The 26,981-nt window shown below is 68.6% G+C and carries 24 protein-coding genes and 1 pseudogene; 19 read left to right on the top strand and 6 right to left on the bottom strand.

The window, feature by feature from the left end; translation table 11 throughout:
- Positions 1 to 694: 694 nt before the first annotated feature.
- From OG892_RS36470 to OG892_RS36425, 10 genes are all read left to right on the top strand, one after another.
- Positions 695 to 1,072 carry a cupin domain-containing protein gene (locus OG892_RS36470; protein ID WP_079193295.1) on the top strand — a complete coding sequence of 126 codons (378 nt, stop codon included), beginning with the start codon at positions 695 to 697 and terminating at the stop codon, positions 1,070 to 1,072.
- Entirely contained in the window at positions 1,069 to 2,262 is a 1,194-nt protein-coding gene (locus OG892_RS36465) for a CaiB/BaiF CoA-transferase family protein (RefSeq protein WP_073734168.1), read from the top strand. Before OG892_RS36470 ends, OG892_RS36465 begins: the two co-directional genes overlap by 4 nt.
- Positions 2,263 to 2,658: 396 nt before the next feature.
- Positions 2,659 to 3,213, top strand: coding sequence for a flavin reductase family protein (locus tag OG892_RS36460; protein WP_328864441.1), 555 nt, complete (start codon positions 2,659 to 2,661; stop codon positions 3,211 to 3,213).
- Positions 3,214 to 3,477: 264 nt separating this feature from the next.
- A complete protein-coding gene (locus OG892_RS36455; protein WP_371631323.1) occupies positions 3,478 to 5,562 on the top strand; it encodes a CocE/NonD family hydrolase in 2,085 nt (694 codons plus the stop codon).
- A gap of 59 nt (positions 5,563 to 5,621) precedes the next feature.
- Entirely contained in the window at positions 5,622 to 6,173 is a 552-nt protein-coding gene (locus tag OG892_RS36450; RefSeq protein WP_073734170.1) for a nuclear transport factor 2 family protein, read from the top strand.
- 102 nt (positions 6,174 to 6,275) lie between these two features.
- Positions 6,276 to 7,523 carry an acyl-CoA dehydrogenase family protein gene (locus OG892_RS36445; RefSeq protein ID WP_079193296.1) on the top strand — a complete coding sequence of 416 codons (1,248 nt, stop codon included), beginning with the start codon at positions 6,276 to 6,278 and terminating at the stop codon, positions 7,521 to 7,523.
- A gap of 116 nt (positions 7,524 to 7,639) precedes the next feature.
- Positions 7,640 to 8,713 carry a zinc-binding alcohol dehydrogenase family protein gene (locus OG892_RS36440; RefSeq protein ID WP_371631322.1) on the top strand — a complete coding sequence of 358 codons (1,074 nt, stop codon included), beginning with the start codon at positions 7,640 to 7,642 and terminating at the stop codon, positions 8,711 to 8,713.
- A complete protein-coding gene (locus OG892_RS36435; RefSeq protein WP_371631321.1) occupies positions 8,710 to 10,368 on the top strand; it encodes a bifunctional 3-(3-hydroxy-phenyl)propionate/3-hydroxycinnamic acid hydroxylase in 1,659 nt (552 codons plus the stop codon). The genes OG892_RS36440 and OG892_RS36435 overlap by 4 nt, the downstream gene beginning before the upstream one ends.
- Positions 10,369 to 10,490: 122 nt before the next feature.
- Entirely contained in the window at positions 10,491 to 11,633 is a 1,143-nt protein-coding gene (locus OG892_RS36430; protein ID WP_371631320.1) for a DUF3500 domain-containing protein, read from the top strand.
- 117 nt (positions 11,634 to 11,750) lie between these two features.
- Positions 11,751 to 12,617 carry a fumarylacetoacetate hydrolase family protein gene (locus OG892_RS36425; protein ID WP_073734175.1) on the top strand — a complete coding sequence of 289 codons (867 nt, stop codon included), beginning with the start codon at positions 11,751 to 11,753 and terminating at the stop codon, positions 12,615 to 12,617.
- A gap of 649 nt (positions 12,618 to 13,266) precedes the next feature.
- Here the strand turns inward: OG892_RS36425 and OG892_RS36420 are convergent.
- A complete protein-coding gene (locus OG892_RS36420; RefSeq protein ID WP_371631319.1) occupies positions 13,267 to 13,917 on the bottom strand; it encodes a TetR/AcrR family transcriptional regulator in 651 nt (216 codons plus the stop codon).
- Positions 13,918 to 14,210: 293 nt separating this feature from the next.
- Between OG892_RS36420 and OG892_RS36415 the strand changes: the two genes are divergently transcribed.
- The 3 genes from OG892_RS36415 to OG892_RS36405 all read left to right on the top strand — a co-directional run bounded on the left by OG892_RS36415 (position 14,211) and on the right by OG892_RS36405 (position 18,235).
- Positions 14,211 to 15,440, top strand: a complete 1,230-nt coding sequence (locus OG892_RS36415; RefSeq protein ID WP_328864446.1) for an MFS transporter — start codon at positions 14,211 to 14,213, stop codon at positions 15,438 to 15,440.
- Between the two features lie 51 nt (positions 15,441 to 15,491).
- Positions 15,492 to 17,267 carry a glycoside hydrolase family 3 N-terminal domain-containing protein gene (locus OG892_RS36410; protein ID WP_371631318.1) on the top strand — a complete coding sequence of 592 codons (1,776 nt, stop codon included), beginning with the start codon at positions 15,492 to 15,494 and terminating at the stop codon, positions 17,265 to 17,267.
- 218 nt (positions 17,268 to 17,485) lie between these two features.
- Positions 17,486 to 18,235 (top strand): SDR family NAD(P)-dependent oxidoreductase, encoded by a 750-nt coding sequence (locus OG892_RS36405; RefSeq protein ID WP_371631317.1) that lies wholly within the window; start codon positions 17,486 to 17,488, stop codon positions 18,233 to 18,235.
- A gap of 80 nt (positions 18,236 to 18,315) precedes the next feature.
- On the opposite strand, the gene OG892_RS36400 is transcribed toward OG892_RS36405, so the two are convergent.
- Positions 18,316 to 19,174, bottom strand: a protein-coding gene (locus OG892_RS36400; protein WP_371628382.1) for an IS5 family transposase whose coding sequence is annotated in 2 segments (ribosomal slippage) — positions 18,316 to 18,820 and positions 18,819 to 19,174 — 861 coding nt in all. Because the reading frame shifts where the segments join, the coding sequence is not laid out codon by codon here.
- A gap of 72 nt (positions 19,175 to 19,246) precedes the next feature.
- On the opposite strand from OG892_RS36400, the pseudogene OG892_RS36395 reads away from it, so the two are divergent.
- Positions 19,247 to 19,360, top strand: a pseudogene (locus OG892_RS36395) (transposase); the annotation flags it as partial.
- Positions 19,361 to 19,744: 384 nt separating this feature from the next.
- Here the strand turns inward: OG892_RS36395 and OG892_RS36390 are convergent.
- Positions 19,745 to 20,710: a pirin family protein gene (locus tag OG892_RS36390; RefSeq protein ID WP_371631316.1), complete on the bottom strand. Its 966-nt coding sequence runs from the start codon at positions 20,708 to 20,710 to the stop codon at positions 19,745 to 19,747.
- A gap of 142 nt (positions 20,711 to 20,852) precedes the next feature.
- On the opposite strand from OG892_RS36390, the gene OG892_RS36385 reads away from it, so the two are divergent.
- Both OG892_RS36385 and OG892_RS36380 read left to right on the top strand, forming a co-directional pair.
- Positions 20,853 to 21,209 (top strand): tetratricopeptide repeat protein, encoded by a 357-nt coding sequence (locus OG892_RS36385; protein ID WP_328864450.1) that lies wholly within the window; start codon positions 20,853 to 20,855, stop codon positions 21,207 to 21,209.
- Between the two features lie 109 nt (positions 21,210 to 21,318).
- Positions 21,319 to 21,825, top strand: a complete 507-nt coding sequence (locus OG892_RS36380) for a GNAT family N-acetyltransferase (protein ID WP_371631315.1) — start codon at positions 21,319 to 21,321, stop codon at positions 21,823 to 21,825.
- 81 nt (positions 21,826 to 21,906) lie between these two features.
- Here the strand turns inward: OG892_RS36380 and OG892_RS36375 are convergent, their stop codons facing one another.
- The gene (locus tag OG892_RS36375; RefSeq protein WP_371631314.1) at positions 21,907 to 22,680 is read right to left on the bottom strand and encodes a CbtA family protein; all 774 of its coding nucleotides are present in this window, start codon (positions 22,678 to 22,680) and stop codon (positions 21,907 to 21,909) included.
- A 29-nt stretch (positions 22,681 to 22,709) separates the two neighbouring features.
- The gene (locus tag OG892_RS36370; protein ID WP_024492504.1) at positions 22,710 to 22,925 is read right to left on the bottom strand and encodes a CbtB-domain containing protein; all 216 of its coding nucleotides are present in this window, start codon (positions 22,923 to 22,925) and stop codon (positions 22,710 to 22,712) included.
- Positions 22,926 to 23,186: 261 nt separating this feature from the next.
- Here OG892_RS36370 and OG892_RS36365 point away from each other — a divergent pair, with 261 nt between their 5' ends.
- On the top strand, positions 23,187 to 23,810 hold the full coding sequence (locus OG892_RS36365; RefSeq protein WP_371631313.1) for a histidine phosphatase family protein: 624 nt from the start codon (positions 23,187 to 23,189) through the stop codon (positions 23,808 to 23,810).
- Positions 23,811 to 24,005: 195 nt separating this feature from the next.
- Positions 24,006 to 24,908: a family 16 glycosylhydrolase gene (locus OG892_RS36360; protein ID WP_371631312.1), complete on the top strand. Its 903-nt coding sequence runs from the start codon at positions 24,006 to 24,008 to the stop codon at positions 24,906 to 24,908.
- Between the two features lie 43 nt (positions 24,909 to 24,951).
- Here the strand turns inward: OG892_RS36360 and OG892_RS36355 are convergent, their stop codons facing one another.
- The gene (locus OG892_RS36355; RefSeq protein ID WP_371631311.1) at positions 24,952 to 26,394 is read right to left on the bottom strand and encodes an NAD(P)/FAD-dependent oxidoreductase; all 1,443 of its coding nucleotides are present in this window, start codon (positions 26,392 to 26,394) and stop codon (positions 24,952 to 24,954) included.
- Between the two features lie 117 nt (positions 26,395 to 26,511).
- Between OG892_RS36355 and trxA the strand changes: the two genes are divergently transcribed.
- Positions 26,512 to 26,883, top strand: coding sequence for a thioredoxin (trxA, locus tag OG892_RS36350; protein ID WP_073734649.1), 372 nt, complete (start codon positions 26,512 to 26,514; stop codon positions 26,881 to 26,883).
- Positions 26,884 to 26,981: the final 98 nt, after the last annotated feature.

The raw sequence follows: 26,981 nt of genomic DNA, 5'->3' as shown, positions 1-26,981 counted from the left end.
ACGTGCCGACCGCCCCTGGGATCAGCAGGGTGGCCAAGGCGGGGCACCCCGCGTCCGCTCAGCGGATGCAGGGGCTTCGCGGGGTCTTGTCGTCGCCGGCTGAAGCGTCTCGGGCTCGGGAGCCACGAGTGTGCGCGACCGGTCTGGTGAAAGGAGTCGCCGCCCTGAGCAGAATAGTGGAAGTCGCCCTCAAAGTGTCAACACTTTACCCATTGGGCAGTAACCCGATCCCGCCCCGACGCGCAAGGCCGCCCTATGGGGCGGCAGGGTTCGGGCGACGCGGCACGAGGCGCGAGCGATCCCCGAGCGCTCCACGTTGAAGCACAAGAATCTCCACCACACCCGGGGCCCTCATCGAGCACCACCCTGCCGCGTGGCACGCAGACACCCAGCTCCCCACGCACCAGAGGGACATCAATGTTGACATTTTTAGTCCCAGTGCGCCTATGGTGCTCCTGACCGCCACCCATTCCGCAGAGCCGGCCACGGCGGTCGCGCACAGGCAGTGACGTCACCGCGTCCGCCTCATGGCAACGGGGTCCGGTCCGAGGACTGGCCGTCCATCGCCGCCCGCCCCGCATCCGAGGGCGCCGGGCCCATGGACAGGTACACGTCTCCCACCCGCCGGCCCCGCCCGCGGCCCGTCAGCGCAAGCGCCCGGCCTGCACGCTCAGCCAGAATCGAGTGCACGCTCATGTCGATAGACATCGCCCCTCTCGAAGAGGGACAGCCCTTCCAACCTGCCGGACACCATGGCGTCGGCCCGGTCCATCTGTTCGGTGGCCAGGACTACACCGGCGCCGTGACGGTCGCCCTGTCGCACTACTTGCCCGGCGGCCGGGCGGACCTCTCACCCGTCCCCGCGGAAACCCTCTACCTCGTACTGACCGGCACGCTGACCCTGACCGACGGCGACGGCCGCACGCACACGCTCCGCGCTCTCGACGGCGCACGACTCCCGGCCGGCTCGGTTCGCAGTGTGGAGAACTCCACCAACCTGCCTGCGAGCATGCTCGTCATCCGGCCGAACCCGGCCGCTCCGCCGACGAGTGACGCTGGGGCCCAGTCGTGAGCGGGGCGCTCGACGGACTGCTCGTCGTCGACCTCACCCGCGCCCTGGCCGGACCGCAGGCCTCCATGATGCTGGCCGACCTCGGGGCCCGCGTGATCAAGGTCGAGAGCCCCGCCGGGGACGACACCCGCTCCTGGGGACCACCGTTCGTCGGCGGGGACGACGGGACCCCCGTGTCGACCTATTTCCTGTCCTGCAACCGCAACAAGGAATCGATCACACTCAATCTGAAGTGCGACGAGGACGCGCAGGTGCTGGCCCAGCTCGTCGAACGGGCCGACATCCTCATGGAGAACTACAAACCCGGAGCGTTGCAGCGACTGGGATTCGGCACCGATCGACTGATGGAGCTCAACCCGCGTCTGGTGGTGCTCTCGATCAGCGGGTTCGGGCACGACGGACCCGAGGCCCATCGCGCCGGCTATGACCAGATCGCCCAGGGCGAAGCGGGGTTGATGTCGGTCACCGGACCGGACCCGGCCCATCCCCAGCGCGTCGGCGTGCCGATCGCCGATCTCATGGCCGGGATGAACGGGGCCTTCGGCGTCCTCGCCGCACTGCGGGAACGTGATCGCAGCGGTCGTGGACAGATCGTGCGCACCTCACTGCTCGCCTCCGTCGTGGCCGCTCACGCGTTCCAGGGCACCCGGTGGACCGTCGCCGGCGAGGTCGGCACCGCACAAGGCAACCACCACCCCGCCATCGCTCCGTACGGACTGTTCCGCTGCGCGGGCGGCAGCGTGCAGATCGCCTGTGGCAATGACGCCATGTGGGGCCGTCTCTGCGCGGCGTTCGATCTGACCGACGACGACTCGCGGTACGGGACCAACACCGACCGCGTGGCACATCGGGACGATCTGACCGCACTGCTGGAGTCCGCGTTTACGCGCTTCGAGCCCGATGAGCTGCTGCGACGACTCGCCGATGCCGGTGTACCCGCCGGCCGGGTCCGAGCGCTGGACGAGGTCTACGCATGGGAACAGACCCGCTCACAGCGACTGCTCATCGACGTCGAGCACGAGAGCCTGGGAAAGATCTCGCTCCCCGGATCCGCCCTGCGCACTTTCACCGTGGACACAGCGGGCACGGAGACAGAAACCACCCGTGTCGACCACGTGCCGCCGCCGGCCCTCGGCGCCGACGCCGAAACCATCCGAGGCTGGCTGGTCCATGCCCCGACGCAGGCATAGCGCACCGGCGCGCTCCGGCACGCGGGCCGATCCCATCGCGACGAAGCGAAGCACTCAAGTGTGCACAGCTTCGCCATCCCATCGATGGACGATCAGGCTTCTCTCGCAACACAATCCCGCAAAGAGCCATGTAAATCGGCGGATCCAAGAGTGACGCACAGACCCTGCCGAAAAAAGTGTTGACATTTTAGCGGCAGGAATTAGTGTTCAGGACATGCCTCACGCGCGTGTCACGTTCGCGAGGCACCAGCGTGACCGGCCGGGTCCGCCAAGGCGGAAGTTGCGGCAACCGAGTGCGCGGCTCGACATCGGCAGCCTCGTCACCGGCTTTCCAGGCACCTCGCCTGCGCGGTTCCCCATCATCAGCACCATCCCGCACTACCTGGCGGTACCCGAGTGAGCACGCCCACCTCGACCGAGGCGGACGCCCGGCACCTGCCGAACGAGGAGATTGAAGTGAGAGGTATCGAGCCGGTGACGGCGGCCGACCAGCTGCGGCGGGCCTTCGGGTGCTTTCCCTCAGGAGTCGCAGCGGTGTGTGCGCGCTACGACGGCGAGCCCGTGGGGCTGGCAGCGAGCTCGTTCACGTCGGTATCCATGGAGCCCCCACTGGTATCCATGTGCATTCAGCACACCTCGACCACCTGGCCCAAGCTACGGGAGCAGCCGCGCCTGGGGCTGAGCGTACTGGCCGAGGGGCAGGACGAGATCTGCGCGCGACTGGCGAGCAAGGCGACCGACCGCTTCGCCGGCACGGACTGGTTCGCTTCCGACGACGGCAGCATCTTCGTCGACGGTGCGACGCTGTGGCTGGACTGCACGATCCGCGAAGAGGTCCCTTGTGGTGACCACGACATCGTGCTGATGGAGATCCACGGCCTCAGCGCGACGCCGGACACCTCCCCGCTCGTGTTCCACGGCAGCAGGTTCCGCCGACTGGCCAGCGTCTGACGGTCCGCCCGACAAGCGCCGCCACCGGCCCACAGGCAACACGATCCCACCATGTCCCGACCTCGAAGGCAGAGAGTCATGCTGCGCACAGGAAGATTCGCAGGACCCGTCGTCGGGCTGCGGTTCGAGACCCCCACCCGCTCCGGCTTCACGGACGACGACGGCACATTCGAGTTCAGGGACGGCGAGGTCGTCGTCTTCTCGGTCGGAACGGTCCTGATCGGTGCGGCACGCGGGGCGCAGAGGGTCACCCTCGCGGACATCGTGGCACGGGTCGACGGCAACATCGACAAGCTGTCCGATCCAGGGCTGACGAACATCGCCCGTTTCCTGCTCACGCTCAATCGCAACATCAGCCCGGACCACGGGATTCACATCACTCCGGAAACCCACGACCTCGTGGGCGGCCGGCCCATCGACTTCCGCTACGGGCTCGCTTCGCTCCCGGGCGGGCCGGCCGATCCCGTCCAGGCGTTCACCGACGATCCGACCGTCGCGAAACTGATCGAGGATCTGAACCGGGCAAAGGTGTACACCGACACCGCACCTCGTCGGCTCGCTTCGCCGTCAGCGGCACGCAACGAGGTGCGGCGCAGCGTCCTTGGCATCCGCCGCTTTCGCGATGTCAGGATCCCACTGCGCAACGGCTCCTTCGTGTACGCGGACGTCTATCGTCCCGACAGCACGGATCCGGTTCCCGTCGTCATGAACTGCGGGGTCTACGGGAGGGCTTTCGTCCATCACTCCATCAGCAGCGACTCGGATGCCGAGCGCCACGAGGAGATGGAGGAACGGTACTTCCGCGGAAATCCGGACGGGTACGAGTACGAGAACCACGAGAGCATCAATACGGAAGCGTGGATCCCGCGAGGTTACGCACTCGTCCGCGTCGACAGCCCTGGCGCCGGCAAGAGCCCCGGAACCCTCGGGATCTGGGGAATCGACGAGGCGGAGGCGTACTACGACGCCATCGAATGGGCCTCGGCACAACCCTGGTCGAACGGCAATGTCGGCTTGTGGGGGATGTCGTACTACGCGGTGAGCCAGCACGCGGTGGCCAGCCTCGATCCGCCGCATCTCAGGGCCATGATCGCGATCGGCACGGACACGGACCTCTATGAGGAGGTCATGTACACCGGGGGAATCCTCAATGAGGAGTTCTTCCCCGGATGGTTCCAGCACGGGATCGTTCCGGCGATCTGCGGCGAGGTCGACGCGAAGGACTTCCTGGGGATCGCCAGGGCCAACCCCTTCAAGGACTCGGATCCCTCAGCGGCCTTCGGGCCCCGGTCCGAAGTGCTGATGAGCCCGGATCTGAGCGAAGTGACCGTGCCCCTCTGGACGGTGGCCGCGACCACGCATCCCGGCAACTTCCACCAACTCGGCAGCAGCGAGACCTACCTGAACTCCATCACGTCGAACAAGAAGATCGACTTCTGGGAGGACTGGTTCCTGAAGTCCTACTCGACCGCTGCGGTCGAGGATCACATGGCCTTCTTCGATCACTGGCTCAAGGGGATCGACAACGGGATCATGGACAGGCCCCCGGTCCGTCTGGAGATCCGGACGGGACGGGGCGGCTCCTACGTTCAGGAGGAGCACGAGTGGCCGGTAGCGCGCACGCGGTACGTGCGGTGGTACCTCGACGCCTCTCCAGGCGGTCCGGACCTCGACCTGCCATGCGACAACGTTCTGCGTCTGGCACGGGCCACGCCCGAAGCCGACGGGTCCGTGACCTACTCCGCGGAAGTGGATCCGACCGCACCCCGCTTCCCGCCGGCGTCCGGTGAAGGCGCGGTGGCCACGGCGCCGTGCAGTCCGGGGGCGACATTCGTCAGCGCGCCCCTGGAGGAGGACACGGTGCTCGCCGGATACAGCACGGCGGTGCTGTGGATGGCGAGCACGAGCGACGACATGGACATCTATGTGTCCGTGCGCGTGCTGGACGCCGACGACCGCGAGGTCGACTTCTGCGGACCGGCTCTGATTCCCGGCATCTCCACTCGGTTCTACCCGCTGGCCAAGGGATGGCTCAAGGCCTCGCACCGCACCTTGGACCTCGAGCGGACAACGGACTTCCGGCCGAAGCACACACATCTGCGCGACGACTACGCCCCGCTTCGGAACGGCGAGATCGTACCCGTGGAGATAGAGATCATTCCGAATACCGGTCTGGTGAGGAAGGGACATCGCATCCGTATCGACGTCCAGCCGTACACAGGCGTCGGGCATGGAATGCGCCATGCCTACGACTCCGCCTATCACGACGGTGCGCACAACACGATCCACACCGGCCCGAACCATCCGAGCTACGTACAGCTGCCTGTCCTGCCCGCGAAGAAGCCCTGAGTCGGTTCAGGTCCCCCGCAGGGCCTGCCTGAGGGATTCGTCTTCGGTGAGAGGAAATCATGAACATCGACGAACTGAGTGCTCGCGCTCACATCCACGACGCTCTTCTCCGTTACTGTCGCGGCCTCGACAGGGTCGACATGGACCTCGTGCGCAGCGCGTTCCACGAGGATGCCTGGGTCCAGTTCCCCGAGAGCCTGCACATCGGTCCCGTGGCCGGATTCATCGAGTTCCTGGCCGGTGAGATGCCGCGGTTCGTCCGGACCATGCATCTGCTCGGAAACAGCCTGATCGAGTTCGACGGCCCCGACATCGCCCACGTCGAGACGTATCTCCAGGCTGATCACCAGGGCTCGGAGAGCCACCAGTGGAAGGGCGAGTGCGTCAAGCTCTGGGCCCGCTATCTCGACCGCTTCGAGCGACGTGACGGTGTGTGGCTGATTGCCCGCCGTCGGCTTCTCGTCGACTGGATGTACAGGTACCCCGCGGACGGCTGGTTCGACGACCACCCCGATGCCTCGGTGGGGCGGCGCGACGGTTCAGATCCGTCCCTGCGACGGGTGGCCGGATTCGGCGGAGTGCCGTCCTCGGGCGATACCTGGCCCTCCTGATCCGCCCCGACACCCACACCCCGAAGGACACGACCACTGCTCCTGAGCGCCGGACCGACGTATCCGGACGTGCACCACTAGAAGATCGCGAGGACCGAGACCATGGGCAGCAACTCGAACACGCACCCTTCACCAGCTGAAGAGATGGTCGGCCGCATCACGGAACTGCAGCCCTGGCTCCGCGACCAGCAGCCGGTGGCAGAGCGACAGCGCCGCATCCCCCAGGAGAACATCGAGCGGCTCGACGCGGCCGGTGTCTTCAGCCTGACCACACCGAAGCGCCTCGGTGGCGCGGACTTCACCACGCGGGAACTGCACGACATCTACCGCGCCCTCGGTGCGGGATGCGGGGCGACCTCGTGGGTCGTGTGGGCAGCCGCAGGGGGAAACCTGTGGAGCTTCTCCTTCGCCGACGACGTCGTCGCGCCCGTGTACGAGTCGCCCTGGGTCGGCAACCGCACGTTCGCTGTGGGGGGCTCCAGCCGACGGATGTCGGGAACCGCGCGGCGCGTGGACGGCGGCTGGATGGTCGAGGGGAAGTGGCCGTTCTCGACCGGGAGCGTCCACGCGTCTCACGGGTATCTCGCCGTGTATTGCGACCCCACCGACGACACGAAGGTCGGCATGGTCCTCGTGCCGAAGGACTCACTCGTCGCCAAGGACGACTGGGACGCCATGGGACTCGCAGCCACGGGCAGCCAGACAGTCGCGACCGACGGTGAACTCTTCGTACCCGACGAACGGTTCAGCACACCCACCCTGCTCGCCTCGCGCATCGACGAACTCACCGCGCAGGGGCTCGGGCCGCGGCGAGGAGGCCTCGCCCGTTCGCTCGTGACGGGCGCGGGCACGGCGCTGGGCATGGCCGACCATGCCATGGAGGTCTTCCTCGCAGGGCTCGGGAGGCGAACCATCCCCTACTCGCCGTACGGGAACCAGACCGATGCCCCCATCACCCATCTCACCGTCGGCCGAGTACACAGCCAGATCCGGGCCGCGGGCCTGGTGGCCGATGCCGCGATCGCCGCTCTGGACGAGTGTGATCGCCAGGGCGTGGATCCCACCGATCGTGAGGTCCTCCAGTTCCACACCGACGTCGCCTACGTCTGGGATGCCTGCAGCTCGGCCGTCGAGACGCTCTTTCACTCCTCCGGGGCGTCCGCGATCGCCAAACGACAGCCCCTGCAGTTGATCGCCAGGAACTGCCGCGCCGGCAGCCTGCACGCGGCCCACACCATCGACACGTGGCTGGAGAACCTCGGACGGGCACTGTGCGGGGTCGACTCCGCACCCACGTTCACGAGTGTGCTCGAACGCCGCTCTCCGGAAACCGGGACCGGAAGGCATTGAGCATGCACACACACGATGCCGGATCTGATACCGAGTCCCACTGTTCGGCAGCCACACGCGAAACGGTCCCGGCGGCCGTCGTCGAGGCTCCGGGCACAGAACCCCGCACGGGATCGGTGGCCTGGGGGCCACGAGGAGCGGGCGAGACCTCCATCGCCGTGGTCGCGGCGCCGTTGAACCCGCTCGACCTGCTCATCGCCTCCGGAACCTTCCACTCGGCCCGCCACGAGGATCCGTACGTCCCGGGCAGCGAGTGCACGGGGGTCGTGCTCGACTCCGACCGCTATGCGCCCGGCACCTGGGTCTACGCCGAGTCCCACGCCTCCCCGTCCGCCCCCGGCACCTTCGCCTCCAAGGTGCTGGTCGCCGACGAAGACGTACTCCCGCTCCCCGACGGTCTCGACCCCGTGCGAGCGGCGGCTGTCGGGAACTCGGGGACCGCGGCGTTCATTCCGCTGCTCGAAGCGGCCGGCCTCCGCCCCGGGGAGACGGTGCTGGTCCTCGGAGCCACCGGTGTGGTCGGGCGCCTCGCAGTTCAGATCGCGCAGCTCAGCGGGGCGGGCAGGGTGGTCGGCGTGGCCCGTGACGCGGCGGCGCTCGAGTCGCTGCTCGGCCTCGGCGCGGATGCCGTCGTCGCACTGCGCCCCGAGGAGGGAACCGACGAACTGGCGGCGCGGTTGTCGGCAGCGGCCGGCCCGGTGGATGTCGTTCTCGACGGCGTGTACGGGCCGCCGCTGGAGGCGGCGCTGCGCGCGTGCGCACCGCGGGCCCGGGTCGTGAACATCGGCAATCCGGCCGGTGCGACCGCGCAGGTGCCGGCGGGACTGCTCCGCGGGAAGCAGCTCACCCTGTCCGGCTTCGCGGGCCTGCACACCCCCCTGCGGGACAAGCGTGCCGCGCTGATCTGGCTGTGGTCCGCCCTGGCCCGCGACGAACTGAGGATCGACGTGCGTACCTTCGTACTCGATGAGCTCCCGGCGGCGTGGCGGGACCAGGCAGCCTCACCCCACGCCAAGTATGTGGTCCTGCCCGCCGACGGCGGAGCTCACCGCACCACAACCGGCACCACCTTGACACCACCGGAACGCTCGAACGTGAACTTGTCCCTCGTACCGACCGCCGCGGTGCCGGCCGCCCCTCTGTTCGGGCCTGATGCCAACAGCCACTCGGCGAAGGAGCCGGACGCATGACCGCCTCATCGAAGAACTCCGAACCGGCGCCGCTCCTTCGGCGGGCGGTGGACTGCGTCATCATCGGTGGCGGGCCCGTCGGTCTGCTGACCGCCGTCCTGCTCGGCCAGGCCGGTCTGCGGGTGTCCGTCGTGGAGCGCTGGGCCACGCGGTATCCGCTGCCCCGAGCGTGCACCATCGATCACGAAGCCCTCAGAATCCTCCAGGCCGCAGGGCTCATGCAGGACCACGCAGACCTCTTCGAACCCTCCCGGGGCGAGCGCGGCGGGTACGAGTTCCGCAACGGCGAGGGCGAGCTCCTCCAGGCCATCGACTGGAACAGACCCGCCGAGTCGGGCTGGGCGAACACCAACGGCTTCTACCAGCCCGACCTTGAGGCAGCCCTGGAGAACCTGGCCGCCTCGACGCCGGGGGTGACCGTTCACCGTGGCTGGACCTTCCTGTCCCTGGCAGACGAACACGGACACGAGGGCGTATCGGTCCGGGTGTCCCGCACGGAGCAGCCGGACGAGATCGAGCACCTTCGGGCGCGATGGCTCATCGGCGCAGACGGTGCCAACAGCGCCGTCCGCACACAGCTCGGCATCGAGGTCGGAGATTCGGGATTCCAGGCCGATTGGCTGGTGGTGGACTACCGGCCGAAGGTCGAGGAGAACTGGAGCGCCTTCGTCACCCAGTACTGCGACCCGGCGCAACCCGCCACCGCGGTCAACAGCGGCCCTGGACGGCGGCGTTTCGAGTTCATGCGCCGCGCGGACATGGCCGTCGACGCACTGAACCGGGCCGACACGGCCTGGCGGCTCATGGAGCCCTGGGGCGTGACCCCGGATACGGCCCACTTGGAACGCCACGCCGTCTACACGTTCCATGGGCGTTGGGCGCGTACCTGGCAAAAGGGAAATGTGTTTCTCGCCGGTGATGCGGCACACCTCATGCCGCCGTTCCTCGGCCAGGGACTGTGCGCGGGTCTGCGTGACGCGCGCGCCCTCAGCTGGCGCCTGGCGATGGCGCACCAGGGCCTGGCGACTCCCGCCGTGCTCGACACGTACGGTCCGGAACGAAGTGGCCATGTCCGGGAGATCATCGACGAGGCAGTGGCCGCCGGACGTGTCATCTGCGAGCTCGACCCCGTCAAGGCGGCTGCCCGCGACGCCGAAATGAGGAAGCGGTCGCGCGATCCACTGGCCGATACCCGGCAGCCTCCGCACCCTCGCCTGGGCGAGCCGTCGTTGACGATGACGAGCACCGGGTCCGAGGGCCGGCTGGCACCGCAGGGACGGGTCCGGTCCGGGCGCCGGGAGGGGCTCTTCGACGATGTGGTGGGCCAGGGCTGGCAGCTGATAAGCCGTGCCGGGAATCCCACCGAGTGCCTGGGCGGGGCGGACATGTCCTGGTTCCGGCAGATCGGTGGCGTGGTCGCCGACGTGTCGGGGCGGGGGTCCGTCGAGGATCTCGACGGCGTCTACGCGCGGTGGTTCGACGAGCACGAGTGCCAAGCGCTCCTCGCGCGGCCGGACTTCTACGTGTTCGCGGCCGGCGAGCACGCGAGCATCCCCGATTTCGTCTCTCAACTGCGCCGCACGCTTCAGCCCGATGCCGGCCGGCACCGTCGGCGTCACGCTCCCGCACCCCGTCATGAGGTCGGGAACCAGTGAGTTCGTAAGGCACCGGCCATCCGGCTCTGCCTCGGCCGGTGCCGTACCCGACCCCACCGCAGCGGGTTGACGGCCGGCAGCGCAACAGATCCTGATCAACCGACGAAGAAGGGCATGACGACATGGCGGGGACGCGACATTCACACGACAGCGATGAGCTTCCCGAGGCGCATCGGCCGCGACCGGGTGGTTCCTTCGACGCGACCGCGGTCACCTTCGCCGCGATGGGCCTGTTCGACGGACTGACCGCGGAGCAGCGGGCGAAGGTGCTGTTGCCGTCAACGGATCCGGGCCGGACGCACTGGAACTTCCTTCCCGAGTCCGGCCGTCACGGCATCGCTCTGGGAGAGCTCGACCGTCATCAGGAAGTTCTGGCGCACCGGCTCATTGCCGAGTCGATGTCGATTCCGGCGTATGCGCGCGTGATCCAGGTGATGGCCAATGAGCATGTGCTGCGCGAGATCAATCTGCCCGTGTTCGGTCACATCGCGGCGACGTTCCGTGATGCCCGCGGCTACTTCCTCACCTTCTTCGGACAGCCGCAGCCTGACACCACCTGGGGTTGGCGCCTGGTCGGGCATCACCTGTCGGTCAACCTCACGGTCGTTGACGGCGACCTGGTCAACGCCACCCCGTTCCTGCTCGGCGCCGAGCCGGCCCGGTTCGGCCCGTTCCGGATCCTCGGAGAGGAGGAGGACGCCGGCTTCGTCCTGCTGGACGGTCTTACCGACGCGCAGCGGGGAGAAGCGATCATCCACTCCAAGCCGCCGGCGGACTTCGTCACCCGCACCGTGGAGACCATCGGTGAGGTCGAGTACCCCGCGTACCACGGGGTCGGCCGTCGCGACGCGATGATCACCGATGTCGACCGCAAGGCTCTCGCCTACTTCCGCGCGCATCCTCGCGGTGTCCGCGTCGGCGACCTCTCGACAGCCCAACGCACCCACTTCGACGAGCTGCTCGCCCTGTTCGTCGAGCGCGCCCGCCCCGGCCTGGTCGGCTTCGAGATGGATCGCATCGCGGCCGCCGGCGGCGTCGAAGAACTGCGCTTCGCCTGGGCCGGAGGCACGTCCGTCGACCAGCCGCATTACTTCCGTATTCAGGGGCCAGTGACCCTCGTCGAATTCGACAACGCCGAGGACAACGCCAACCACGTGCACAGCGTCTGGCGCGACCCCTCCAACGACTTCGGCGCGGACCTCCTCATGCAGCACCACCTCGCACACGATCACACGGGCTCGCCCGAGGACAGCGTCGACCGATAGACCCACAGCTCAGCGGCAACCGGTCCGGAACGCGAACCGGTTCCGGCAACGGGGCGGTCGCCAACAAACGGCTCCCAGGTCGCGTACACGCACCTGAGAAGCAGAAAGGGATAGAAGATGAGAATAGTAGGCATCAAGCGACTCCACGACAGCTGCGGCGTGGAGGTCGCCACGTTGATCGAGGAGCAGAAGCAGGTCTCCGTCATCGCCCCACTCGCTGATTTCTGGGCCGATCCGACGGGGCATCTCTCACGGCCCCCCACCGGGCGGACACTTGCCCTCGCCGATGTCGAACTGGTTCCGCCGGTACTCCCCGACGCCCGCGTCTTTTGCATCGGACTCAACTACGCGGAGCACGCCGCGGAGGGCAGTTTCCGGGATCAGGACCTTCCCACGTATCCCACCCTCTTCGCGCGATGGACCCAGTCTCTGACCGTTGATGGAGCCGAGGTCCCCGTACCGTCGAACGAGGAGGGACTCGACTGGGAGGGCGAAGTGGTCGCCTGGGTCGGAACACCTCTCGTCGATGCCACCCCCGAGGCGGCCGTGCAAGCCGTCATCGGATACTCCACGTTCAACGATCTGACCGCTCGCAAGGCCCAGAAGCTGACCACCCAGTGGTCGTTGGGGAAGAACGGAGACCGATCCGGGCCGATCGGCCCGATGGTTCCGGCCGCGGAGGTAGGCGACCTGAAGGACGGCCGGCGACTGCGGACACGGGTCAACGGCCAGACGGTTCAGGATGCCAGTACCAGTCAGATGATCTACGGGGTCGGGGAAACGCTGTCGCTGATCTCGCACACGCTGTCCCTGCGCCCGGGTGATCTCCTCGCGACCGGCACGCCGTCGGGCGTCGGCTACGCCCGTACGCCTCCGCAGCTGCTTCAGCCGGGGGACACGGTCGAGGTCGAGGTCGAGGGACTGGGCGTGCTGCGCAATGTCGTGGTCGGTAACCACTGCCGGTCGGTCAACACGGCCATCTGACGCTGCCACGCTTCCGAACCACCGTAGAAGAGGTGTAGCACCAGCTCCCCCAAGGTGCGATTCAGCTCCGGACCGGGCCAGGAGAAACTGAAAAGCTTGGGATTGCGGTGGCACGTTCGGCCTGGTCCCTCACTCGGTGTACGGGGCGGGCCGCCTTTGAGATCCAAGTCGACCAGCTCGTCGGGGGCGAGCTCGGGTGGGCAAGGCAGGAAGCTCATCTCGACCTCATCCTCTGACGGGATGAGCCCTACGCGGTAGGCGCACGTCTTCAGTAAGCAGAGCCCGCGCTTGTGCGAGACCTGGGCGGAAGCGCGTTGGCTGTGCGCATACGCGCAGGCGCTCCGGCGTGACACTCCCGCCGGGCCGTCGCGTCCCCCCGGGTCATCCGAGCAGGCGACGGAACCCAGGTCGCGGTCGTCCGTTGCCTCAGCATCGCTTGCGACTGCCATCTGGACCAGCCGCGTCGATGTGCCGCACTCATCGGCGCCGCAATCCCGGATGGCAGTCGGCAGAGCGAAGCATGTGCCCCTCGATGCAGCCAACTGAGGCACCCGCTCAGGGTGAAGACCGGAAAAGGCTCCCCCGTGAAGCACGCATGAGTCTCCGCGCTCGTTACCGAGCGCGGAGCCTCATGCGTGAGCGGGCCGACTCAGGCTGGAAGGATTCCCGTCCCCTGAGTGGTGATCGTGCGCAAGAGGCGGTCGTAGTAGGCATGCAGACGGCCGACCATGTCGAACCGGGCGGGGTTGAGAGACCACTGGATCTGTAGTCCGTCCATGACGGCGATGATCTCCTCGGCCACGGCTACGGGGTCGACGTCCGGACGGATCTCACCACTGTCGATACTGCGCCGGAATGCGCCGGAGATGTTGCCCACCAGCCGGTCGTAGCGCTGCGTGAAGAAGGCATGGGCGGGGTGTCCCGGCTCGGCGGCCTCCGCGGACAGCACGGTGAACATGCGCACGAGGCCGGGACGGGTGGTATTGAGAGAGACCAGTTTTATCGCGGCAGTCACGTGTTGAGCAGCCGTCACCTGCCGAGTATCCGTCAGGCCGTCGTCGCTGAAGACCCACGCGCGGTCGCGTTCCTCGCTCTCGCCGAGAACGGAGAGCAGTAGGTCTTCCTTGCTGCGGAAGTGGTGCAGCAGGCCGCCCTGGGTGATGCCGACGTCGTGAGCGATCCGGGCGAGCGAGCTGGCGTGGTAGCCGTTGCGGGCGAAGTGCTCGACAGCGGTGTCCAGGATGCGCTGGCGGCGTTCATCGCCCACGGCATAGCTGCCACGAGGCTTTCGGGGAGGCATACGCCCAGCCTACGGGCCCGAAGAACGCGGATCGATATCGGCCTCCATGCCCGATTCGGGTGTGACCCACGCCATGGCTTTAATACCTAGCACCCACTCGGTTTTCACTTAGTCTAGCGACGTGGACCGGCGACGAAGCCGGTCGAGAGCCGCAAGGAGCCCTCATGGCCTTCGATAGCCGTCCCCCGGCAATGGCCACCCCAGCGGGTGGGAACCCGACAGGCGCCGCGACGCCGCTCGCCGCCCACCCCCTACCGACTGGGCAGTCGGACGTTTCGCCCTCCGCCGTCCCTGTGCCGCCGCAGGCCCCGGCCCGCCTCGTCGTCGGCATCGTGCTGGCACAGATGGGCATCTTCCTGGCCATCCTCACGCCGGTGGTCGTCACGCTCGCCCTGCGGGTCGACGAGATCGTTCCCAAGGGGCAGCGCGGTGCGAAGCTCGGCACCGTCATGGCCGTCGGCGCCGTCCTCGCGCTGGTCGCCAACCCGCTCTTCGGCGCCCTCTCCGACCGCACCACCAGCCGCTTCGGCCGCCGCCGGCCGTGGCTGCTGGGCGGCATGAGCGTCGGCTTCGCCGGCCTGGCGGTCATCGCCTTCGGCGACACCGTCTCGCTGCTCACGCTGGGCTGGGCCCTGGCTCAGCTCGGCTGCAACGCGGCCCTGGCCGCAGTGACCTCGACCATCCCCGACCTGATCCCGGAGGAGCAGCGCGCCCGGGTCTCCGGATTCGTCGGCATGAGCAGCGCCCTGGCGATGATCCTCGGTTCATTGCTGGCCAACGTCTTCCAGGACACCCTCGCCCTCGCCTTCCTCATCCCTGCCGCGCTCGGCCTGGCCGCCGTCTGCTACCTCTGCACAGTGATGACGGACCGGCCCGCCGCGAAGGGGAGCTTTCCTCCCTACGGGCTCAGGGAATTCGGGCTGAGCTTCTGGGTGAACCCGCGCAAGCACCCCGACTTCAGCTGGAACTTCGTCAGCCGCTTCCTGGTCTTCGCCGGCATTTCGGCGGTCACGACCTACCAGGTGTACTTCCTCGAGGACCGCCTCGGGTACAGCGAGGACGAGGTCACCGGCAAGATGTTCCTCGGCACCATCATCATGGTCCTGATGAGTGTCGCCGGGTCCGTGGCCGGCGGCTTCCTCTCCGACCGCGTCGGGCGCCGCAAACCGTTCGTGCTCGGCGCGGCCATACTCATCGGCGTCGGCCTGCTCCTGCTCGCCGTCGCCCACAGCTACGCCCTGTTCCTGATCGCCCTGTTCTTCTTCGGTATCGGCCAGGGCCTCTACATGGCCGTCGACCTCGCCCTCGCCGCCGCGGTCCTGCCCGATCCGGCGACCTCCGCCAAGGACATGGGCGTCCTGAACGTCGCCAACGCCCTCCCCCAGTCCCTCGTCCCCATCGTCGCCCCTGCCGTCCTCGCGATCGGCGGCGGAAACGAGAACTACACCGCGCTCTTCCTCCTCGGCGGGATATGCGCCGCACTGGGTGCCACCGCGATCCAGTTCGTCCGCGCCGTCCGCTGAACCTCTTACCGACGGGCCGACGGGCCCACCCCGCATCACAGGAGCACCACCATGAACACCCGTGCACCCCGCAACGAGGGCCACCCCTACCAGAACCCCGCCCTCACCCCCGACGAGCGCACCGAGGACCTGCTCGCCCGCATGACGCTGGAGGAGAAGGCCGGCCAGCTCTTCCACACCATGCTGACCATGAACCCCGACGGCACTCTCATCGAGACCGGGGATCCCGCCATGGTCCCCATGAGCACCACAGACCTGTTGGAGACCAAGGGCCTCACCCATTTCAACCTGCTCGGCAGCTACGGCGCCCGCGAGATGGCCCTGTGGCAGAACGCCCTTCAGGAACGCGCCGCCGCCACCCGCCTCGGCATCCCGGTCACGCTCTCCACCGACCCCCGCAACGCCTTCACCGACAACCCCGGTGCCGCGCTGAACGCCGGCGCGTTCTCCCAGTGGCCCGAGCCCATAGGCCTCGGCGCGATCGGGGACGCCGAACTCGTCCACCGCTTCGCCGACACCGTCCGCCGCGAATACCTGGCCGTCGGCTTCCGCGTCGCGCTGCACCCCCAGATCGACCTCGCCACCGACCCACGATGGTCACGGCAGAGCGGCACCTTCGGCAACGACGCCCGCCTCACCGGAGAACTCGCCGCCGCCTACATTCGCGGCCTCCAGGGCGACACCCTCGGATCCCAGTCGGTGGCCACCATGGTCAAGCACTTCCCCGGCGGCGGCCCGCAGAAGGACGGCGAGGACCCGCACTTCCCCCACGGCAAGGAACAGATCTACCCGGGCGGCATGCGCGACCACCACCTCGCCCCGTTCAAGGCCGCCATCGCTGCCGGGGCCTCGCAGATGATGCCCTACTACGGCCAGCCCATCGGCACCGACTGGGAAGAGGTGGGCTTCGGCTTCAACAAGGACGTCCTCACCGGACTGCTGCGCGACGAGCTCGGCTTCACCGGCATCGTCTGCACCGACTGGGGCCTGCTCACCGACGCCAAGATCCTCGGCGAGACGCACGTCGCCCGCGCCTGGGGCGTCGAACACCTCAGCCCCGCCGAACGGGCCGCGAAGTCCCTGGACGCGGGTGCCGACCAGTTCGGCGGTGAGCAGTGCCCGGAACTGATCGTTGAACTCGTCCGCTCCGGCCGGATCACCGAAACACGCATCGACGCCTCGGTGGGCCGGCTGCTGCGGGAGAAGTTCGTCCTCGGACTCTTCGACAACCCGTACGTCGACATAGATGCCGCTTCCCGCATCGTCGGCAACCCCGAGTTCACCGCCGCGGGTGAGGACGCTCAGCGCCGTGCAATCACTGTGCTGACCAACCGCGACACGCTGCTCCCGCTCACCGGCGCCCCCAAGCTGTACCTCCAGGGAGTGCGCCCGGAAGCAGCCGCCGCCTACGGCCAGGTCGTCAGCGACCCCGCCCAGGCCGACATCGCCGTCGTCCGGCTCTCCACCCCCTACGAGGAACGCGCGAACAAGTTCGAGTCCTTCTTCCACTCCGGCGACCTCTCCTTCCCCCCGGCCGAACTTGCCGCGATGCTCGACCTGATGAAGACCGTCCCCACGATCGCCTGTGTCAACCTGGAACGCGCGGCCGTATTCCCCGAGATCGCCGACCACGCCGCCGCCCTCCTCGCAGACTTCGGAGCGTCCGACACAGCCGTCCTCGACGTCGTCTTCGGCCACGCCACCGCCCAGGGCCGCCTCCCCTTCGAGCTCCCGCGCTCCATGGCCGCCGTTGCAGCGTCCCGCGAGGACGTCCCCAACGACACCGAAGACCCGGTCTTCCCCGCAGGCCACGGCCTCACCCTCTGACGCCTGCCCACAAGAACGCCCGCGGAGCCCGACGGCCGGCGGGACAGGGCCTCGGAGCCACCATGCCGACGGCTCCGGGGTCCCGGACCCGCACGCCCCCACCGCCGGACGGTGACCGATCCGCAGGGACGACTCGGACCAGCTCACGCCGGTGCACGGCTCCGGAGAGGGTCGGCACGCCGACCGGAGCACACGACAAACGCAACCCTTTGGAGGACATGATGCTCACGACTCGTCAAGACCGCGTCGCTGTGGTGACGGGGGCCGCCGGCGGAATAGGGCAAGCCATCTGCCGACAACTCGCTGCCCGGGGTGCCGTCATCGTCGCCGTCGACCTGAACGAACCCACCGAGACCCTCAGGCTGCTCGAAGCAGCGGGCCACCAGAGCATCGGAATCCAGGCAGACGTCTCCGACCTCGACCAGACACTCCACGTGGGCGAGGAAGTCCGCGACCGCCTCGGCCGCTGCGACATCCTCGTGAACAATGCCGGCATCTATCCCAGATACGACATCGACGAGCTCGACCATGCGACGTGGCGGCGTGTCCTGGCCGTAAATCTCGACTCGCAGTTCCTGATGGTGAAGGCCGTGCTTCCGCTGATGAAGGAGGGCGGCTGGGGTCGCATCGTCAACCTCACCTCGAACTCGATCGGCCTCGCCAGCCCCGGGGTATCCCACTACATGGCGAGCAAGATGGGTGCGATCGGCTTCACCCGGGGACTGGCTAATGACGTAGCCGCCTTCGGTATCACCGTGAACGCCGTTGGCCCGACCATGTCCCGAACACCGGGAATCGTCTCCGCGGTCCCCGACGCGGCTCAGCAGCACATCTCGCAGCTGCAGGCCATCAAAAGGGTCGGCGAGCCCGAGGATGTGGTCGGGACCATCGCGTTCCTCACCGGCGAGGACTCGTACTTCGTCACCGGGCAGACGATCATGGCCGATGGCGGGCTCACGAGACTGTGACGGGGTCAGGCATCGCGGCGCGCTGCGGCGCGTGCATCGTCTGACGGTCCGCAACGACCACTAGAGTGTGTCTTCAAAGGTCAGATCCATAACAGGATTGAGGCGATGGTGACGGTGGCCTGGAACGACTCGTGGGTCTTGTCGTAGCGGGTGGCCAGGCCGCGCCATTGTTTGAGCCGGTTGAAGCAGCGCTCGACGACGTTGCGGAGTCGGTAGACCTCCCTGTTGAAACGCGGTGGTCGGCCGCCACGTGAGCCTCGGCGTAGGCGGCCGCTGGCCTGGTCGATGCGTTCGGGAATCGTGTGGCGGATGCCGCGCTTTCGCAGGTAGGCGCGGATCTTACGGGAGCTGTAGCCCTTGTCCGCGATGACGTGGTCGGGCCGGGTGCGTGGCCGGCCTGGACCGATGCGGGGAACGCAGATGGCGTCCAGGACCTCCTCGAAGCGAGTGCAGTCGTTGACGTTCCCGCCGGTCAGAACGAAGGCGAGTGGGCGGCCGTGTCCGTCGCAGACCAGGTGGAGCTTGGTGCTCAGTCCGCCTCGGGATCTGCCGAGGGCGTGATCACCCGCTTCGTCCCCCTCGGTGACCCCTTTTGCCGCCGGCGGCGTGCTGATGGGCCCGCACGATCGTGGAATCGACCGACACCAGCCAGTCGATGTCCCCGGCCGCATCTTTCTCCGCCTGCAGAGCCCGCAGCATGCGAGAGAACGTGCCATCCAGCGCCCACCTGCGGAAACGCGTGTAGAGCGTCTGCCAGGAGCCGTAGCGTTCCGGCACATCCCGCCAGGCCGACCCCGTACGCAACTTCCACACAATCCCGTTCAGCACCACGCGGTCATCCGACCGCGGCCGCCCCGCCGTCCCCGAACTCGGCAACAACCGCGACAGGACAGCCCACTCAGCATCCGACAGCTCATGACGACGCACCACAACCGACATGATCCCTCAACACCTAAAACAGCTTTGAAGACACGGCCTAGGCCGTTTCGTTTGGATCATCTGATCGTTGGTCTGTATTCGTCGTTGACTGACGCGCAGTGGTCACGGATCGACCCGTTGCTTCCGGACCGTTCGCCAAAGCGGGGTGGGCGGTGGCGTGATCATCGACAGGTGATCGACGCGATCGCGGCAGGACTGGCTGGGACCGATCCAGGGCCTGGATCCGCGACTTCTCGTCCAGTGCTCACCCGTTAAGCCCCTCGAACACAGCTCTCACCCCTTGCAACGAACCTCAACAGGGTCGTGCAACCGCGTCCCATCCGGCGGCACAGCAAGCCCAGACGCGCCACATCTGGCGCGTCTGGGCGCCTCCCCGGGCGCCCCGCCCGTCGCTGCCGCAAGAACCGGGCGGGGTCCCCTCCAGTAAGAGCCCAGGACAGATCCCGCAGCGACTGCACGGAAAGGCGAAGCTGTGGCGCTCCCGGCGCTCCCGGCGCACCTCGGCGGAGACCGCCTCCCACCCCGGAGACACCCAGGATGGGGACGGCCCAGCACCGGTAAACGCACAGGTCAACGCACCCGCCCCCGGGGCTTCAAGGGCACCGGGGGCAACGCCGGAGCAGGGAGCGGTGCACCGTCGTAGCCATGCACTGCGCCGAACCGATCACCGCCCATCCAGTCCGCACGGGCCTGCTCGATCTCCTCGTGCGAACGTCCCACGAAGTTCCACCACATGACGATCTCCTCCTCGAAGGGCTCACCGCCCACGAGCATCAGACCGGCGTCGGACTCCGCGCGCAGCGGGAGTTCGTCGCGGCCGCAGCCGAGGTAGAGCATCGAGCCCGGCAGGACGGGTACGCCGTCGACCTCGGCCTCTCCGGACATCGACAGCACCGCGTACTCGAAGTCGGGGTCGAGCGGGAGACGCGCCTCTGCGCCCCGGTTCAGGGCCAGGTCCGCGCCGACGATCGGGGTGTACGCGGTACCGGGCGAGGTCGCGCCGTCGAGGTTGCCGAGGATCACCGTGGCGGTGAGGCCCGGGGCGGTGACCGTCGGCAGGTCCGTGTGGTGCTGGAAGTGCGGATCGGCATCGCGGTGGGCGTTCGGGAGCGCGACCCAGAGCTGCGCGCCATGCAGCAGCGCGGCGTGCGACCTGGGGCTCTCCTCGGAGTGGCTGATCGCCCGGCCGGAGGTCATCAGGCCGAGTTCGCGCGGGCGGATCGTCGCCAGGCTGCCGAGGCTGTCGCGGTGCAGGACCTCGCCCTCGTGCAGCCAGCTGACCGTCTGCAGGCCCATGTGGGGGTGGGGCGGTACCTGCATCCCGGGCTCGTCGGCGATGTCGTCGGGGCCGTAGTGGTCCACGAAGGCCCAGGCCCCGACCATGCGGCGACCGAGATTGGGCAGCAGTCTGCGGACCTCGGTGGACTCCCCCAGCTTCACGCGGCGCGGGGTGAGGAGTTCACGTACCGGTTCGGCCACGACGAAGCCGCGTCCTCCGCAGACGGAGGGGACGGCCTGGCGATCGAGATTGCTCATGGCGCTCAACCTATTCCCGTACGGGCCCGGTCCGACGGCGCCCACGCCGAATATTTAGTGGAATGTTAAACCATCTCGGAGTGTTGTGGCGATTGACGCGTACGGGACCGGCCCGGCGGCGAGCCTCGACCGAGGAGGACGAATGAGCGACACCTACTACGAGTTCGGAACCGCCGCCGAGCGGTGGGAGCGCGCGCAGTTCTTCTTCGAGTCGAAGGAGTACCTGGTCGCGGCCCGGATTCTGGGCGGGCTGGTCGACGAGGTGCCGGAGCAGGTCGCGCCGCGTCTGCTGCTGGCCAGGGCCTATTACCACTCGGCGCGGCTCGGCCGGGCCGAGACAGAGCTGCGGGCGGTGCTGGAACTCGATCCCGTCGAGCACTACGCCCGGCTGATGCTCGGGCGCACGCTGGAGCGCCAGGGTCGCCCGGCGGAGGCGGCGACGCACCTTCGGGTCGCGGCCGCGCTGTCCGGGGACTTCACACCGGCCGGGGGCGAGTAGCCACGGCCGGTCGCCGTCACCGCCGGAGCGGACCGGCCGACTCCGGCGGTGACAGCCGACGAGGGTATCCGGGTGCGGGGCGCGCGGACTGCGTGATAGTCCACTGGCCATGACTGTTCTCGGTACTTCCCGCCTCCTGCTCCGCGCCATGAGCGCATCCGACGCCGAGCACGTGGTGGCGGGCCGGCCGCCGGACGGCGTCCGCTGGGCGGACGGGTACCCCTCTCCGGGCGAGCAGGCGGCGGCCACGCGGCTGCTCGGCACCTTTGCTGGCGCCGGGGATCCGAGCCCGTTCGGCTCGTACGAGATACGGCTCGGGGAGGACGGGCCGGTGATCGGCGGGATGGGGTTCCACGGAGCGCCCGACGAGGCCGGGCACGTCACGATCGGGTACGGGCTGGTGCCCTCGGTCCGGGGCATGGGGTACGCCTCCGAGGCGCTCCGCGCGTTGCTGCGGTTCGCCCGGGACCGGGGCGTCACCTGCGTGCACGGGGACACCGACCTCGACAACATCGCGTCCCAGCACGTCATGACGGCCGCGGGCATGCGATTCGTGCGTCAGGACTCCGCGCTGAAGCACTACCGGGTGGACTGGGACGGGCCCGGTCAGGAGTGAGCCGCCGGAACACGGCGGGACCCGCGAGGTGAATCCTCGCGGGTCCCGCCGTGTTCCGGTCCGGCATCGCCTCCGTGCGGGTCAGCCCGCGGCGGTGGCGGTTCGTTCCGACGTTCCGCTTCCGGCCGTCACGGCCCGCGCCCTCGGCACCAGCAACCGCTCCGTGAGGTAGCCGAAGACCAGCCCGAACGTGGTCCAGAGCGTGAACTGAACCGCGAGCGTGGCCAGTCTGAACTGCCACAGCAGGGTGGCCGGGAAGTCCCTCCCCACCTCGTTGAACGAGGGCAGGAAGGCGTACGCGAGGCCGATCACCAGGACATAGCCGGCCGCCGCGGCGATCGTCGCGTTCCAGGAGCCCAGTCGGGGAGCCAGTCGCCTCCCGAGGATGACGGCGGCGACGGCCAGCAGCACGCTGAGAGCGACCATCAGGAAGAACAGCGTGGTGCGTTTGCCGATGGTGTCGGGGTTGCCGACGGCCGGCGGATTGGCCGGGTACTTCAGGAACGGCACGACGTACACGGTCAGCAGAGCGGCGCCCGCGATCAGCGCCGCCGTGGCCCGCGGGCCGAACCGGCCCATCCGGCCGAGCGCGTAGCAGAAGACGAGTGCGGCGATGCCGCCGATGGCCACACCGAAGACGAGCACGCCGGTGGCGAGACCCGCGGTGGACTGCATGGTGCGGCTGACGAGTTCCTCGCCGCCGCCGTGGTCGTGACTGTGCGCCTCTTCGAGGGCGATGGCCGCGTCCACCCGGGACTCACCGAGGCAGTAGGCGACGACCAGCGCGAGCGCGCCCGCGATCAGGCCGGCCAGCATGCCGCGGACCAGCAGAGCTCTGACAGATATGGAGTTCATGAGGGATTCCCCTGGATCAGCCCGGTAGGTCAGTGGCAGGGGAAGCCGAGCAGGTGACGGCCGTCGTGGACCCACTCGTGCACGCCCGCGCCCGAGATGACGGAGGTGGCGCCCTGCTCGGCGCCGACGAAGTACAGCAGGATCAGCATGACGATGCCGAAGAAGACCGCCCAAGGGGCAATGGCCTTCAGGGAGATGGGGGTGATGGCGGGTGCGCCGGTGGTGGGGGCAGCAGTCTGTGCCATGGCAGAACCTCCTGTGGGAACACGCGTCCCGATCATGGTGCCTGAGACGAAGGTGCTGGGTCTGACTTCCCGCACAGGTACGGGTTCACAGTGGCGCGACCGTGCCGGATTCTCACCGGGCTTCCGTCACACCGTCGTCATGTCGTCGCGACCATACCGCCTGGAAGCGGGGCCCGCCATGGTGCACCGAAGGTGCTGCGGGGCCCGGATGCCATGGTGTGCTTGGCCAAGTGGCCACTGTTCAGGGAGTTGAGGGCGGTAATGACGGTACGGGTGATGTTGATCTCACCGGCGATGAACGCCGCGCTGCGCGAGGCCCGGTTCGTCGGCGACGCACCCCTGGACGCATCCGGCCTGCGGCAGGCCCGGTCCGCCGCAGGCGTGGTGCCCGCGGCAGACCGGTGCCTGCGGGGTCCGTCCCTGCGCTGCGCCGCCACCGCGGACGCCCTCGGACTCCGCTCCGATCCCGAACCCGCGCTGCGTGACTGGGAGATGGGCCGCTGGTCCGGCGCACGGCTCACCGAGGTGAGCGCGGACGAGCCGGACGGGGTGGCGGCCTGGCTGACCGATCCGTCCGCCGCTCCGCACGGGGGCGAGTCCCTGCTGGAGCTGTGCGCACGGGTGGGCGCGTGGGTCGACTCCCCGCACGGAAGACAACACGGGAGTCACGGGAGCGGCGGGAGCCGAGGGGGCGACGACGGGCGGGTGCTGGCGGTGGCCGAGCCCGCCGTCATCCGGGCCGCCACCGTCCACGCGCTGGACCTCCCGCCACAGGCCTTCTGGCGGCTGGACGTGGCTCCGCTGACCGTCACGGAGCTCAGCGGCAGGGCGGGGCGGTGGAACCTGCGCTGCGGCCGGCCGCTCCCGCCGGAATCCGGGAACTGACGCGCGTACCGCAGGGCGGCGGGTTCGATGCGTGCAAGAACTGTGGTCTGTGAGGAGCCTTGACACGCTCTTGGTTCACTTCTTAAATCACGTAGTGAACTAAGGCCGCAACTCCCCCACGTGGCCGCCATGCCCCCACTTGTCATATGCATGGTGAGTCACATTTCCTCCGTCCTGTACGGAAAGGAAATCCACATGAGCTCCCCCCACCTGACCAGGCGCCTCCTGGTCTCCGCACTCTCGGTTCTCGCCCTCGTCTCGGCCACCTCCAGCCTCGCCTCCGCCGCTCCCGCTCCCCTTCCTGCGGCACAGGGCTCCGTCACGAACCAGGCGTCCGCAGCTGCCGCGACGTTCACCGACGACTTCGACGGGGCCGCCGGTTCCGCCGTGGATGGCGGCAAGTGGCAGATCGAGACCGGAGACAACGTCGACAACCACGAGCGGCAGTACTACACCGCCGGGAACAGCAACGCGGCGCTGGACGGCCAGGGCCATCTCGTCATCACCGCGCGCAAGGAGAACCCGAGCAACTACCAGTGCTGGTACGGCACCTGCGAGTACACGTCGGCGCGGCTGAACACCTCGGGCAAGTTCACCCAGGCCTACGGTCATGTCGAGGCCCGGATGAAGATCCCGCGCGGCCAGGGCATGTGGCCCGCCTTCTGGATGCTCGGCGACGACATCGGGCAGGTCGGCTGGCCCAACTCCGGCGAGATCGACATCATGGAGAACGTCGGCTTCGAGCCCGGCACCGTCCACGGCACCCTGCACGGACCCGGCTACTCCGGCTCCGCCGGCATCGGCGCCGGATACACCCTCCCGGGCGGCCAGGCCTTCGCCGACGACTTCCACACCTTCGCCATCGACTGGGCCCCCGACTCCATCACCTGGTCCGTCGACGGCAACGTCTACCAGCACCGCACCCCCGCCGACACCAACGGCAACACCTGGGCCTTCAACAAACCCTTCTTCCTCATCCTCAACCTCGCCGTCGGCGGCTACTGGCCCGGCGACCCCGACGGCAACACCACCTTCCCCCAGCAACTCGTCGTCGACCACGTCCGCGTCACCACCAGCGACAACCAACCCCCGGCCTGACGCAGAGCGGTCCCGCCGGCTGCCCGGCGGGACCGCTCTGGCCCTACGCCCCCCGGTACGTCTCCAGGAGCCGCAGCCAGATCTCGCTGATCGTCGGGTAGGCGGGGACCGCGTGCCAGAGCCTCTCGATGGGGACCTCCGCCGCGACGGCGACCGTCGCGGAGTGCAGCAGTTCGCCGGTGCCCGGACCCACGAAGGTGACGCCGAGCAGGATCTCCCGGTCGAGGTCGACGATCATGCGGGCGCGGCCCCGGTAGCCGTCCGCGTACAGCCCGGCGCCCGCGACCGCGCCGAGGTCGTGGTCGACGGCCCTGACGCGGTGGCCCGCCTGCTCCGCCTCCGCCAGGGTGAGGCCGACCGAGGCGGCCTCCGGGTCGGTGAAGACGACCTGGGGAACGGCGGCGTGATCGGCGGTCGCCGCGTGGGCGCCCCAGCGGTCGGTCTCCAGCAGCGGGACGCCCTGGGCGCGGGCGGCGATCGCCGCTCCGGCGATCCGGGCCTGGTACTTCCCCTGGTGGGTCAGGAGCGCGCGGTGGTTGACGTCACCGACGGCGTAGAGCCAGCCGGTGCCCTCGACCCGGCAGCTGTCGTCCACCGTGAGCCAGGACCCGGGCTTCAGGTGCACCGTCTCCAGCCCCAGGTCGTCGGTGCGCGGGGCCCGGCCGGTGGCGAAGAGGATCTCGTCGGCCTCGACGCTCTCGCCGTTGTCCAGCTCGACGGTGACCGGTCCGTCCGGGGCCGGGCGCCGCACAGCGGTGGCCGAGACGCCGAACCGGACATCGGCCCCCGCCGCGGTCAGCGCCTCAGCCACCAGCTCACCGGCGAACGGCTCCATCCGGGGCAGCAGCCCCGCGCCGCGGACGAGCATGGTCACCTCCGAGCCCAGGGCGCCCCACACCGTGGCCATCTCCACACCGACCACACCCCCGCCGACGACCACGAGCCGTCCGGGCACCTCCTTGGCGCTCGTCGCCTCGCGGCTCGTCCAGGGGCGGGCCTCCGCGATTCCGGGCAGATCGGGGACCACGGCCCGGCTGCCCGTACAGACGGCGACGGCGTGCCGGGCGGTGAGCCGCTGCTCCGTGCCGTCGGGTGCCGTGACGGAGACCGCCTTCGTGCCGGTCAGCCGGCCGGTGCCCCGGTAGATGTCCGCGCCGATGCCCTCCAGCCAGGCCACCTGGCCGTCGTCCTTCCAGTGGGAGGCGTAGTCGTCGCGGTGGGCGAGAACAGCGGCGGTGTCGAGCGGGCCCTGTACGGATCCGCTGAGACCGGGGACTCGGCGGGCCTCCGCGCGGGCGACGACCGGGCGCAGCAGGGCCTTGCTCGGCATACAGGCCCAGTACGAACACTCACCGCCGATGAGCTCGGACTCCACGATCGCGGCGCTCAGACCGGCGGCCCTGGCCCGGTCCGCCACGTTCTCACCCACCGGACCGGCCCCGATGACCACGACGTCGTACTCGACAGGCTCCACAGCATGTGTCATGAGGCCCATTTTGGTCGTGGGTGTGCGCGGCGGCCACATGGGCAGGCGGAATAGTGCAAGCACAGGCACCGTTGTCCGGGGACACGTCCGCACGGGCACAGGAAGAGGTAGCAGAGCATGAGCACCGTAGAGCTCACCAAGGAAAACTTCGATCAGGTCGTCAGCGAGAACGAGTTCGTCCTGATCGACTTCTGGGCTTCCTGGTGCGGCCCGTGTCGGCAGTTCGCCCCGGTCTACGACTCGGCGTCCGAGCGCCACGCCGATCTGGTCTTCGCCAAGGTCGACACGGAGGCGCAGCAGGAGCTGGCCGCGGCCTTCGAGATCCGGTCGATCCCGACGCTCATGATCGTCCGCGACAACGTGGCGGTCTTCTCGCAGCCGGGCGCGCTGCCCGAGGCCGCGCTGGAGGACGTCATCGGTCAGGCCCGGAAGCTGGACATGGACGAGGTCCGCAAGTCCATCGCGGACGAGCAGAAGGAGCAGAAGTAGCAGAAGTAGCAGAAGCAGGCGTCTCGCAAAAGTGCGCGAAGCCCGTCGGGGCCCGGCCGTGGACGGCCGGGCCCCGACGGCGTTGCCGGGCGGCGGAC

This window comes from Streptomyces sp. NBC_00341, assembly GCF_041435055.1.
Classification (GTDB): domain Bacteria; phylum Actinomycetota; class Actinomycetes; order Streptomycetales; family Streptomycetaceae; genus Streptomyces.
This window is presented reverse-complemented; position numbering and strand designations above follow the sequence as displayed.